This window comes from Pseudomonas sp. GL_091 (genome assembly GCF_057837725.1).
Genome location: NZ_CM174451.1, coordinates 6,001,845 through 6,013,902 on the forward strand (window position 1 = coordinate 6,001,845; position 12,058 = coordinate 6,013,902).

A 12,058-nucleotide genomic window follows, 5' to 3' on the forward strand; every position below is an offset into this window, starting at 1 on the left:
CCGCGCCCGATTCTTGCATTACACTGGCCGGCGTACATTCCTTAATCAATTGATGAGATGACCGTGCTCAAAGCACTCAAGAAAATGTTCGGTAAAAGCGAGACTGAGCAACTCGCGCCAGTTCCCAGCCCTGCGTCTCACGCTCCCGGCCACCGCACCGACGGTAATCAGTCTGAACGAGCCGCCACCGCCGCGGCACCCAAGCATGAGCCAAAGACCGCAAAAGTTGCCCAGCCTGCGGCGATAACAGTCCCGGAGCAGCCGCTCAGCGAAACGCCGAAACCCGCCAAACCGCGTCGCGAACCCAAGCCCAAGGCGCCGGTCATCCCATGGAAACTCGAAGACTTCGTCGTCGAGCCCCAGGAAGGCAAGACCCGCTTCCACGATTTCAAACTCGCCCCGGAACTGATGCACGCCATCCAGGACCTGGGCTTCCCGTATTGCACGCCGATCCAGGCACAGGTGCTGGGCTTCACCCTCGCGGGCAAAGACGCCATCGGCCGTGCCCAGACCGGTACCGGCAAAACCGCTGCATTCCTGGTCTCGATCATCACCCAGTTGCTGCAAACCCCGCCGCCGAAAGAGCGCTACATGGGTGAGCCACGGGCACTGATCATCGCGCCGACCCGCGAACTGGTGGTACAGATCGCCAAGGACGCCGCCGACCTGACCAAGTACACCGGCCTCAACGTCATGACTTTCGTCGGTGGCATGGACTTCGACAAGCAGCTCAAGCACCTCGAAGCCCGCCATTGCGACATCCTCGTGGCCACGCCGGGCCGCCTGCTGGACTTCAACCAGCGCGGCGACGTGCATCTGGACATGGTCGAAGTGATGGTGCTCGACGAAGCCGACCGCATGCTCGACATGGGCTTCATCCCGCAAGTGCGCCAGATCATTCGCCAGACGCCTCCGAAGTCCGAGCGCCAGACGCTGCTGTTCTCCGCGACCTTCACCGAAGACGTGATGAACCTGGCCAAGCAATGGACCACCGACCCGTCGATCGTCGAGATCGAGTCGCAGAACGTGGCCAACGAAAACGTCGAGCAGCACATCTACGCGGTGGCCGGTGCCGACAAGTACAAACTGCTCTACAACCTGGTCAACGACAACGGTTGGGAGCGTGTGATCGTGTTCGCCAACCGCAAGGATGAAGTGCGGCGCATCGAAGAACGCCTGGTGCGTGACGGCATCAACGCCGCGCAACTGTCCGGCGACGTGCCGCAGCACAAGCGCATCAAGACCCTGGAAGGCTTCCGCGAAGGCAAGATCCGCGTACTGGTCGCCACCGATGTAGCCGGTCGCGGCATCCACATCGACGGCATCAGCCACGTGATCAACTTCACCCTGCCGGAAGTGCCGGACGACTACGTGCATCGCATCGGTCGTACCGGTCGTGCTGGTGCCGACGGTGTGTCCATCAGCTTTGCCGGTGAAGACGACTCCTACCAGCTACCGTCCATCGAGGAAAAGCTGGGGCGCAAGATCAGCTGTGAAACGCCACCGACGCATCTGTTGCGGGCCGTTGAACGCAAGCGTCCTCATTAAGCGACGCTGAAAAGACAAGCGCAGCCGGAAACGGACTGCGCTTTTTTTTCGCCCGGCTTTTTTTCAACAGGAGCTTGCTCGCGACAACTAAAAGTCCATAATGGACAAATTAGTTTACCTCAAGCTCCGGAGCCGACCATGTCCAGCACGCCCCAAGTGATCCCCCAAGCCCAGGCTCGCGAGCTACTGGCGCAGGTCGATGTGCCGCAGATCCTGCGCAAACTGTTCCGCGACCTGGCCGCCGGGCAGGCCGTACAACCGGCGCAGCAACTGGTGGAGTTTCCACAGGGCGCCGGCGATTTCATCAACTACCTGGGCGTGCTGGCCGAGGATGGCGTGTACGGGATCAAGACGTCGCCATACATCGTGCGCGAACAAGGGCCACTGGTGACGGCGTGGACGCTGCTGATGTCGATGCAGACCGGCCAGCCGCTGTTGCTGTGCGATGCAGGCGAACTGACCACCGCGCGCACTGCGGCCACCACCGCCGTGGCGGTCGATGCCCTCGCGCCACTCACAGCCAATCGCCTGGCCATTATCGGCAGCGGCAAAGTGGCCCAGGCGCACCTGTACTATGTGAAAGGCCTGCGCGACTGGCAGAGCATCAGCCTGTACTCGCCGAGCCTGAGCGAAGACGCCGAAACCGTGAGCCTGCTGAAAAACATCGAGCCACGCCTGAACATCGTCGACAGTCGCGAAGCTGCCGTTCAGGACGCCGACGTGATCATGCTTTGCACCTCGTCCGCCGGTCCGGTGATCGATCCATCGAGCTTGCGCAAACCGGCGCTGATCACCTCCATCAGCACCAACGCACCGCGTGCCCATGAAGTGCCGCCGCAAAGCCTCAACGACATGCAGGTGTTCTGTGACTATCGCCTGACGACCCCGGGCTCGGCCGGTGAAATGCTGATCGCCGCCGAACAGCACGGCTGGGACAAGGGCGCGATTGTCGGCGACCTGGCCGACCTGCTCAGCGAAAAAGCCCTGCGCCCCGATTACGATCGCCATGTGTTTTTCCGCTCCATCGGCCTGGGCCTGGAAGACATTGCGCTGGCCAATGCGATCTATCGCCTGCAGCCCTGACACCGCGATCAACTGTAGGAGCGAGCTTGCTCGCGATGGTGTATCAGACACATTAATGTCGACTGACACACCATCGCGAGCAAGCTCGCTCCTACAGGGTGATCTCTTCAATTTTGAGAATTACGCCCCAACAGGAGACGTTCATGAGCCAGGCAGATTTCATCATCATCGGCGGCGGGATTGCCGGTGCTTCCACGGGTTTCTGGCTGTCGCAGCACGGCCGCGTGATCGTGCTCGAACGCGAATCCCATCCGGCCTATCACTCCACCGGCCGTTCGGCGGCACTGTACACCGCGGCCTACGGCACCCCACAAGTGCGGGCGCTGACCCTGGCCAGCCGGGACTTTTTCGACAACCCGCCCAGCGGTTTCTGCGAACACCCGCTGCTGACCCCGCGCGGCGAAATGACCGTGGACCTGACCGGTGACCCGGACGAACTGAACAGGCAATACCAGAGCGCAAAAACCACGGTGCCGGAGATGCAATTGCTCGGCGTCGACGAGGCCTGCGCGCTGGTGCCGATCTTGCGCCGGGAAAAGGTCCACGGCGCCATCTACGACCCGACCGCCAGCGACATCGACACCGATGCCCTGCACCAGGGCTATTTGCGCGGTATCCGCCGCAACCAGGGCGAAGTGCATACCGACAGCGAAGTCGTCAGCCTGAACCGCGACGACCTGGGTACATGGCAGGTCCAGACCGGCAGCCAGACCTTCAGCGCGCCGATCATCATCAACGCCGCTGGCGCCTGGGCCGACAAGATCGGCGAACTGGCTGGCGCGAAGCCGCTGGGCCTGCAACCCAAACGCCGTGCCGCATTCATCTTCGCCGGCCCCGAAGGCGTGGACATCCACCATTGGCCGATGCTGGTCAGCCTCGACGAATCCTTCTACATGAAACCCGACGCCGGGATGTTCCTCGGCTCGCCGGCCAACGCCGATCCGGTGGAACCCCACGACGTGCAGCCCGAAGAGCTGGACATTGCCATGGGCATCTACCAGATCGAAGAAGCCACGACCCTGACCATTCGCCGCCCGACCCGCACCTGGGCCGGCCTGCGCAGCTTCGTCAGCGACGGCGACTTGTTATCCGGCTTCGATCCACAGGTACCGGGGCTGTTCTGGGTCGCGGCACAAGGCGGTTATGGCATCCAAACCTCGCCAGCCATGGGCCAGGCCAGCGCGGCACTGGTGCGCGGCGCCGCGTTGCCCGAATCGCTCGGCCGTTTCGGCCTGAATGCCGAAATGCTCTCCCCTGCCCGCCTCGGCTGATCCTGATCCTCAGGTGACGTACCCACACGATTACGGCACACTTTCAGCGCCCCTTTGATGGGGCGCTGACGCTGCCTGGAGTTCCACTGTATGAACGCCCCCGAAAAAGACTCGGCCCTGGACGACACGTCCCTGGATAACTTCCACGCGATTGCCGACGCCATCGCCACGTTGTTTTTCCCCCACGCCGAAGTGGTGCTGCACGACCTGCGCACGCAAAAGGTCGACTACATCGCCAACAACCTGTCCAAGCGGGAAATCGGCGACGACTCGGCGCTGGAAGACATGCTCAGCGACGATGTCAGCGAACGAAACATCGGGCCGTACGAAAAGCTCAACTGGGATGGTCAGAAAATTCGCAGCCTCAGCACCGTGCTACGGGATAGCGGGGGTCATCCACTGGCGGTGCTGTGCATCAACCTGAATATTTCGTTGTTCGAAAATGCCAAGGCCGCCCTTGACCTGTTCCTGTCGCCGACCAAGCTGATCCCGCAACCGGATTCACTGTTTCGCGATGACTGGCAGGAGCGGATCAACACCTTCCTCCACGCCTGGCTGCGCGAACGGCAGTTGAGCCTGAATCTGCTGACTCGCGACCACAAGCGGGAACTGGTGCTGGCGTTACACGCCGAAGGCGCGTTCAAGGGCAAAAGCGCCTCGAACTACGTGGCCAATGTGCTGAACATGGGCCGGGCGACGGTGTACAAGCATTTGAAGGAATTGAAGGGCTGAAGTTTCCCTCCGAAGTTCACCGTTCGCCCGGCCCACGCTGGATGCGCATTAATTCAGCAAGGCTTTGAGTGGCAGTAAATCCGCAGGCCACTCGGGCAAATGCTCAAATATTTTTTTACGTCGATTTTTATCCGGCATTTGTCCGAAGAGCTCATTCATGCCTGGATTGACAACTTCTCGCCAGAAAGTTTTACCGTGTACCCAACCGGCCAACTGCGACTCAACCGGCATAGCGGTAACTTGCTGAAGTAATCTTTGAAAGGTGTCGAACAATGCGTTTGGATTCAGATACTCATCCCACTCAGTAAGAACTCTCAGAATCTCCTGGTCGTCCTGAACCGCCGCTACGCATTGCGCTGAATCCGATGCAAGAACCTCCTAGAAACCCCTTGCGCGCAGCCCGGACCAAAGAGGTGTGACGACATGCCATAGAACACCATGCCTGACATAACGACGTATGTCTCTGGTCAGCCTGGCCTCAAACTGACCAAAACCTCCCCCCACTCCTGCCTGCCGCGCAACAGGGATTGCTCTCCAAAGCTCAGCAGGTATCACCAAGTAACTTTCCATGCAAAAGCGGGGCAATATCAATAGATTGGGGAGCGCATCGCACTGTCGCTGTTGCTCTGCCTCATCCCACTCATCTTTGTCGACAAGACCTATCCAATCAGGCTCAAGCCTCAGGATCTCCAGAACCATCGACTTTTTACTGGCGACCTCTACCGCCCATTTACGCTCCCAACCGGTGTGAAAGCGATCCAGTAAAATCTGTAGTATCTGCTTGTCATCAATACCCTCAACAAGTAAAACGCGCTTGTCTTGACTACCTATTGCCCGGTCCCGAATCTGCGCCCTCCTTTCACTCGCAGTGCTCATTCATTAGCTCCTGCTGGGTTCTGCCCGAGCATAAGTCGCTGGCCAATAGCTTCATATCGCTCCCACACTTCGGGAACATGCGAAGTAATCAACAATTGGCCGCCTCGATCAACGACCATCTGCTCAAGGCGAGATAACATTCCAGCGACTAGGGAGGGATGCATATAGAGATCGGGCTCATCGATCAGAGCAATACCACCACTCTCCAACCAGCGATTGATCTGATAAAGCAGAATCAATACTTGGTGCTCCCCCGCACTGAGCTCGTCCAGGCCATGAGTTTTTGAAGATCCATCTTTGAGTTTCACTCTCAGACGATTCTCACCGAGCTTCACGTCAGTCAGAATTTCCTTGCCACCCAAAAAGGCATTCATATCCCGGATCAAGCTATGAAAGCGCTGTAACGAAGCTACTTTCATGGTCAGTAGGGATGCTTCAAGCTGCCCCTCCCAATCGTCCGTTACTGCATAACGGGACAACCATCGCTGTTGCAAATTTTCAGAGCGCATCTCTCCGATCCGCCGTTTTGGAGTAACCCAGCGGCGCTCTTCAGCGTCCAGGAAAATCATGTTTGGCGATTTACTCGGGTCGGGAGATGCAATCATCAATTGCTGAACACGACTCCACTCATCCAGCCATGCACTTTCCAACGGCCAAATAAGCTTGCGGGCTGGCGCTCCCCTCTTACCATTACGGTCTACCGATTCCCCGACTACACAGACATCTGGATACTGGAGAGCCAATTGGTCGATCCATTCGCGATCCCCGAAGGCTAAAAGCAATGGAGGTGCCTCAAAAGGCACCTCTTCCAAAATGACTGCTACGCCCCCCCAACGTTGTAACCACTCACGATCCGGATTCGCTTTCAAAAGGGTTTTACGTGCATGCAGCCAGTATCCAAAAGCCGACCAAAGAGTAGCGACAGCGCGCAGTAATGATGTTTTTCCGCAACCGTTCGGCCCGCTCAACAGAACCCTTGGCGACGTATCGCCTGACCAAGAGTCAACCAAACTGAACGCCTGCGTTCCTAAGGGCCCGGCTTCCAGAGTGTGTATAGCTCGAATTTTCATGACTAAGTCTTTCTCCTTTTACTCGTATCCCGCGTCATGGCGCCTGAAGCTGAATCTTCGCGACTCAGGAAAAAAACAGAAGCTTGAATCATCGAGAAACTGAGGCGATGCATATGCTTGGTCGCATTTCAGATGCAAGTGCCTAAATATCAACTGATGGGCAAGTTGAGTGATTAGCCAATACCAAAGCAAAGGGGGACATCAGTCCCCCTTTATGAGCATTGCGAATGTACTGTCTTATTCCAACGCACTCAACCCTGTGTCTGAAACGCACCTGATCAAATAGTCTCGCTGAAATGATGAGGGTCAGTCGCCGTAGATGTCGGACTTGAAATACTTGTCCGAAATCTTCTGGTACTCACCACTGACGCGAATGCCATCAATGGCCGTGTTCAGCTCGCTGACCAGTTCGGTGTTGCCCTTGCGCACCGCAATCCCCGCACCCTCGCCCACATATTTCGGATCTTTCAGCTCCGGCCCGGCAAAGGCGTAACCCTTGCCACGCGGCATCGACAGGAAGTCATTCAGTGGAATGGTGTCGGCAAAAATCGCGTCGAGGCGACCGGCGGCCAGGTCCATGTAGATTTCTTCGTTGTTGCTGTAGCGCTTGACGTTGATGCCCTTGAGCTCGAACACCTCGGTGGCGTAACGGTCGGTGGTGGTGGCGCGCTGCACACCGACAGTCTTGCCCTTGAGGCTGGCGTACTGGTCATCCACCACCGCGCCATCCTTCATCACCAGACGCGACGAAGTGAAATAGTACTTGTGGGTGAAGTCCACCGACTTCTTGCGGTCTTCATTGATGGTCATGGACGACAGCGCCATGTCGATTTTCTTCACCTTCAGGGAAGGAATCAGACCGTCGAACTCGCCTTCGACCCACACACACTTGGCCTTCATCTGCGCGCACAGGGCGTTGCCGATGTCATAGTCGAAACCGACGATTTCGCCTTTGTCGGTTTTCGAGGCGAACGGTGGATACGCCGCTTCGATGCCGATGCGCAGGGTTTTCTCGGCGGCGAACACAGAGCTGCACGCCAACAGGCTCAGGGCCAGACCGGTGATGAGGGGAAACTTCTTCATGTTCGTTTTCTCGCGGTTGTTGTTGGTTTGGCAAGAGAGAAGAAAAAGCTGAAACGGGTGGAAACTTTTTTGTACTTATAATTCCATACTGGACTTTTATGTATAAGTCGTCAATGAGGCAAATGCAGCCCGAGCCGGCCGATGGTCGGGTGGCGAATCATCAAGATTTTTAGTGGTGCAGATGACGCCATCGCGAGCAGGCTCGCTCCTACATTTGAACTGTGAACACAGATCTACTGTAGGAGCGAGCCTGCTCGCGATGGCTTAATCAGAGACGCCGCAGGAATTACTGCTTCCAGCGATCCGCCGCCGCATGATCACTGTCACGCCCCTCAACCCAACGCGGCCCGTCACTGGTGTTTTCTTTCTTCCAGAACGGCGCACGGGTTTTCAGGTAGTCCATGACAAAGGCGCAGGCGTCGAATGCCGCCTGACGATGGGCGCTGGCTGCGCCGACGAAGACAATCGGCTCACCCGGTTCCAGGGCGCCGATGCGGTGCAACACTTCCAGCTTGAGCAGCGGCCAGCGCTGCTCGGCTTCGATGGCGATCTTGCCGAGGGCCTTTTCGGTCATGCCGGGATAGTGTTCGAGGAACATCCCGGCGACGTCGAGGCCGTCATTGAAGTCGCGCACGTAGCCGACAAAACTCACCACCGCACCCACGCCGACATTGGCATCGTGCATGGCATTGACTTCGGCACCCGGGTCGAACGCGGTGGACTGCACGCGAATCGCCATGGTTCAGCCTCCGGTCACAGTCGGAAAGAACGCCACTTCATCGCCCTCGCTGACCGGCTCGTCGAGCTGGCACAGGTCTTCGTTGCGGGCGCACATCAAGTTTTGCTCGCTCAATACCTCGGCACCGTCGCGCTGGGCCAACAGCGCGCGCACGTCGTCAACGGTGGCGAAGTTGCCTTCTACTTTCACCGAGTCCAGACCCAATGCCTCGCGATAACGGGCGAAAAATTTCACGGTAACGTTCATGACTGCTCAGCCTGGAAATGACCACTCTTGCCGCCGATCTTCTCCAGCAGACGTACGCTTTCGATGGTCATGCCGCGGTCCACGGCCTTGCACATGTCGTAGATGGTCAGCGCGGCGACGCTGGCAGCGGTCAGCGCCTCCATCTCGACGCCGGTCTGCCCGGACAGCTTGCAGCGCGCCACGATGCGCACCGAATCGTCGCCTTCGGCACTGAGCTCGACCTTGACGCCGGTCAGCATCAGCGGATGGCACAAGGGAATCAGATCGCTGGTTTTCTTCGCCGCCTGGATGCCGGCAATGCGCGCCACGGCAAACACATCCCCCTTGGGGTGGCCGCCGCTGACGATCATCTGCAGGGTTTCGGGCAGCATGCGCACCAGCGCTTGAGCGGTCGCCTCACGGAACGTCACGGCTTTTTCAGTGACGTCGACCATGTTGGCGCGACCTTGGGAATCGAGATGAGTCAGCACGGGATTACTCCTGATCAGGAGCGTCGATTGTAAACCTGCGGGTCAGATTTCCGCACGCACGATTGTCGGCCCACCACAAACCAATGTGGGAGCGGGCTTGCTCCGGGCGGCGTTCCGACGAAAGCGGTATTCCAGTCACCACATATATCGACTGATCCACCGCTTTCGCGAGCAAGCCCGCTCCCACAGGTTTTTCATACTTCCACAAAAAACCGGGCGGCTGTGGGGCCCGGTATGACTCACCCACATATGTAACAAAACCCTACTGGAAATGCGTTTTTTTGACATCACCGAACAACTTGAATTTGTGCAACAAATGATAATTTACTGATTATTTTATAATAAATCTCGACGTAAGAATTTTCCGTAAGCCCGCCCCCATGACCTGCAGTGAAATCTCCTACAACTGAATGATTGACCGAGTTGCTCATTCAAGAAAAACTTATCGATAAACCTAACGACTATACAAATTTAAGTACAGAGGATCACACAAGGTCTTTGGCACGCGAATTCAGTAAATCCAACATCCCGGTCTACGCTATTGCTCCCGGCGCAGTTTCCGGCAGTCACCAGCCAGGATCTCTTGAAGAAACGGTGAATACGCTCACTTTCCTGCTGACCTCCGGCAGCAGGTCAACGGGGCAGACCCTACACGTAACCATGGTTGGCACATGGGAGGCTAGTCATGTCAGCGCGGACAATTTACTCAGGAAAACACATCATAATCTCTCATTGCCGGGACTGTGACATCCCTGGCTACATGATTATTTCTCTTAAGCGGGACATATCAAGACTCGCAGAACTAAGTTCGGCGGAAAGTGCTGAACTGATGAAAGGATTGGCATTTACGGAGCGAGCCTTAAACACTCTATTTTCTCCTGAGAAAATATACATAATGCGTATTTCCGAGCTCAATCATGAGCTGCATTTTCATATTTTCCCCAGGTATGCCTCCGTGACCAAATTATATTTGGCGGAACACAATGAACGCATTATTGATGGCCCCTTCTTTTTCAGCTGGACGCGAAAAAAGTTTAGTAGCTCACAGCCTGAGCCAACCCAAGAGGTGTTGAACGCTCAATCAATTCTTACGGAAACCCTCAAGGGCTATTTTTCGCAATCTCTGTAAACAAGGCTGTTTTCGCCCGTGGCTTTGCAGAAACACATACATCGGTATTGGGTCTGCATCATTACGCCTGATTGTTGCCCTGAGGCACGGCCTTTACGTCGAGCACAAAAAACCGGGCGACCTTGCGGCCGCCCGGTTCCGGTGGACAGTTACAAATGCGATTCGGCGTATTCGGCCAGGATCGAGCGTGGTACCCCTTGCAGGGTGATGTGCACCCCGTTCGGGAAGTCCTTGAAGCGTTCAGTGAGGTAGGTCAGCCCGGAGCTGGTCGCGGACAGGTAAGGGGTGTCGATCTGTGCCAGGTTGCCCAGGCACACCACTTTGGAACCGGCGCCGGCACGGGTGATGATGGTTTTCATCTGGTGCGGTGTGAGGTTCTGGCATTCGTCGATCAAAATCAGGCTCTGCTGGAAGCTGCGGCCCCGGATGTAGTTGAGGGATTTGAACTGCAACGGCACTTTGCTGAGGATGTAGTCGACGCTGCCATGGGTGCTTTCGTCATCCATGTGCAAGGCTTCGAGGTTGTCGGTGATGGCGCCCAGCCACGGCTCCATTTTTTCCGCTTCGGTGCCAGGCAGGAAGCCGATTTCCTGGTCCAGGCCCTGCACGCTACGGGTGGCGATGATGCGGCGATAACGTTTGCTGACCATGGTCTGCTCGATCGCAGCGGCCAGCGCCAGGATGGTTTTACCCGAACCCGCGGCACCCGACAGGTTGACCAGGTGGATGTCCGGATCGAGCAAGGCGTACAACGCCAGGCTCTGATAGATATCACGCGGTTTAAGGCCCCAGGCTTCCTGGTGCAGCAGCGGTTCCTGGTGCAGGTCGAGGATCAGCAAGCGGTCTTCTTCAATCTCCTTGATCCAGCCGACAAAGCCCTGTTCATCAATGATGAATTCGTTGATGTGCACTGCTGGCAGGTTGTCGATCAATTGCACCTGATGCCAGGTGCGGCCGTGGTCCTGACGGGTTTCGACCTTGCTCACGCGGTCCCAGAAAGAGCCGGTCATGTTGTGGTAGCCGTTGGGCAGCAAGGACACGTCATCGACCAGTTGGTCGGTGCTGTAGTCCTCGGCCGCGATCCCGCAGGCGCGCGCCTTGAGGCGCATGTTGATGTCTTTGGTGACCAGCACCACGGGCTTCTTAGGGTCGCGCGCGTGCAGGTCGATCAGTTGATTGATGATTTTGTTGTCGTTCAGGTGCTCGGGCAGAATCAGGTTCGGCTCGGCATGCCTGCTCATCAGAATTGACAGCAAACCCTTGGGTCCGCTTTTGCCACGCTGGATCGGCACACCCTGCTCGACGTCCTCGGGTGAGGCATCGCCCAGGGTCTTGTCGATCAGGCGGATGGCCTGGCGGCATTCGGCAGCAACGCTGTGATGCCCGCTCTTGAGCTTGTCGAGCTCTTCAAGCACGGTCATCGGGATCGCGACGTGGTGTTCTTCGAAGTTAAGCAGCGCGTTTGGATCGTGAATCAATACGTTGGTATCGAGTACATAAAGGATTGGCTGGTTGGAAGAAGAGCTACGTCCGTGATCATCCATACTCGGTCACCTTTGTGGGAGCCAGTCGACGCAATACCTTGACGGTGCTGCGCCTCGAAGTGACTACCGAATACACCTGCGGGGACTCAAGTGTTCTGCATACATGCGGGGTCTTGGAAGACGCCACCTGTGTTGCAGGTTTCGGCGGTCTGTCTTCGTAATACTCCAAAACGTGTGACAGAAAAAAGTACTTTGACGCTTTTTTGAAGTTTATTTTGCAGATTGACCAATAGCACTTGGCGGACTGCCATCACCCGTTTACAGTCG

Annotated in this window: 14 protein-coding genes; 6 read left to right on the forward strand and 8 right to left on the reverse strand. The window is 57.1% G+C overall.

Annotated elements, in window-relative coordinates; translation table 11 throughout:
- The first annotated feature begins 57 nt into the window (after window positions 1-57).
- The 4 genes from rhlB to AC3ITY_RS27285 all read left to right on the forward strand — a co-directional run bounded on the left by rhlB (window position 58) and on the right by AC3ITY_RS27285 (window position 4,634).
- Window positions 58-1,548, forward strand: coding sequence for an ATP-dependent RNA helicase RhlB (gene rhlB, locus AC3ITY_RS27270; RefSeq protein WP_489306085.1), 1,491 nt, complete (start codon window positions 58-60; stop codon window positions 1,546-1,548).
- Between the two features lie 138 nt (window positions 1,549-1,686).
- The gene (locus AC3ITY_RS27275) at window positions 1,687-2,631 is read left to right on the forward strand and encodes an ornithine cyclodeaminase family protein (protein WP_489306086.1); all 945 of its coding nucleotides are present in this window, start codon (window positions 1,687-1,689) and stop codon (window positions 2,629-2,631) included.
- A 143-nt stretch (window positions 2,632-2,774) separates the two neighbouring features.
- Entirely contained in the window at window positions 2,775-3,902 is a 1,128-nt protein-coding gene (locus AC3ITY_RS27280) for an NAD(P)/FAD-dependent oxidoreductase (RefSeq protein ID WP_489306087.1), read from the forward strand.
- Between the two features lie 90 nt (window positions 3,903-3,992).
- Complete coding sequence (locus AC3ITY_RS27285; protein ID WP_223459754.1) at window positions 3,993-4,634, forward strand: helix-turn-helix transcriptional regulator; 642 nt, start codon at window positions 3,993-3,995, stop codon at window positions 4,632-4,634.
- Between the two features lie 48 nt (window positions 4,635-4,682).
- Here AC3ITY_RS27285 and AC3ITY_RS27290 read toward each other — a convergent pair whose 3' ends face one another.
- The 7 genes from AC3ITY_RS27290 to moaC all read right to left on the reverse strand — a co-directional run bounded on the left by AC3ITY_RS27290 (window position 4,683) and on the right by moaC (window position 9,118).
- Window positions 4,683-4,907 (reverse strand): hypothetical protein, encoded by a 225-nt coding sequence (locus AC3ITY_RS27290; RefSeq protein WP_489306089.1) that lies wholly within the window; start codon window positions 4,905-4,907, stop codon window positions 4,683-4,685.
- Window positions 4,908-5,012: 105 nt separating this feature from the next.
- Window positions 5,013-5,510 carry a hypothetical protein gene (locus tag AC3ITY_RS27295; protein ID WP_489306091.1) on the reverse strand — a complete coding sequence of 166 codons (498 nt, stop codon included), beginning with the start codon at window positions 5,508-5,510 and terminating at the stop codon, window positions 5,013-5,015.
- On the reverse strand, window positions 5,507-6,580 hold the full coding sequence (locus AC3ITY_RS27300) for an ATP-binding protein (RefSeq protein ID WP_489306093.1): 1,074 nt from the start codon (window positions 6,578-6,580) through the stop codon (window positions 5,507-5,509). Before AC3ITY_RS27300 ends, AC3ITY_RS27295 begins: the two co-directional genes overlap by 4 nt.
- Window positions 6,581-6,886: 306 nt before the next feature.
- On the reverse strand, window positions 6,887-7,663 hold the full coding sequence (locus AC3ITY_RS27305; protein ID WP_489306094.1) for an ABC transporter substrate-binding protein: 777 nt from the start codon (window positions 7,661-7,663) through the stop codon (window positions 6,887-6,889).
- Between the two features lie 286 nt (window positions 7,664-7,949).
- Window positions 7,950-8,402 (reverse strand): molybdopterin synthase catalytic subunit MoaE, encoded by a 453-nt coding sequence (gene moaE / locus AC3ITY_RS27310; RefSeq protein ID WP_007989960.1) that lies wholly within the window; start codon window positions 8,400-8,402, stop codon window positions 7,950-7,952.
- Between the two features lie 3 nt (window positions 8,403-8,405).
- Window positions 8,406-8,648 carry a molybdopterin converting factor subunit 1 gene (gene moaD / locus AC3ITY_RS27315; RefSeq protein WP_075945584.1) on the reverse strand — a complete coding sequence of 81 codons (243 nt, stop codon included), beginning with the start codon at window positions 8,646-8,648 and terminating at the stop codon, window positions 8,406-8,408.
- On the reverse strand, window positions 8,645-9,118 hold the full coding sequence (gene moaC, locus AC3ITY_RS27320; protein ID WP_477799925.1) for a cyclic pyranopterin monophosphate synthase MoaC: 474 nt from the start codon (window positions 9,116-9,118) through the stop codon (window positions 8,645-8,647). The genes moaD and moaC overlap by 4 nt, the downstream gene beginning before the upstream one ends.
- Before the next feature lie 423 nt (window positions 9,119-9,541).
- On the opposite strand from moaC, the gene AC3ITY_RS27325 reads away from it, so the two are divergent.
- Window positions 9,542-9,865 (forward strand): hypothetical protein, encoded by a 324-nt coding sequence (locus AC3ITY_RS27325; protein WP_489311063.1) that lies wholly within the window; start codon window positions 9,542-9,544, stop codon window positions 9,863-9,865.
- Entirely contained in the window at window positions 9,804-10,247 is a 444-nt protein-coding gene (locus AC3ITY_RS27330) for an HIT family protein (RefSeq protein ID WP_489306096.1), read from the forward strand. The genes AC3ITY_RS27325 and AC3ITY_RS27330 overlap by 62 nt, the downstream gene beginning before the upstream one ends.
- Window positions 10,248-10,396: 149 nt before the next feature.
- On the opposite strand, the gene AC3ITY_RS27335 is transcribed toward AC3ITY_RS27330, so the two are convergent.
- Window positions 10,397-11,791: a PhoH family protein gene (locus AC3ITY_RS27335; protein WP_477776982.1), complete on the reverse strand. Its 1,395-nt coding sequence runs from the start codon at window positions 11,789-11,791 to the stop codon at window positions 10,397-10,399.
- Window positions 11,792-12,058 lie beyond the last annotated feature (267 nt).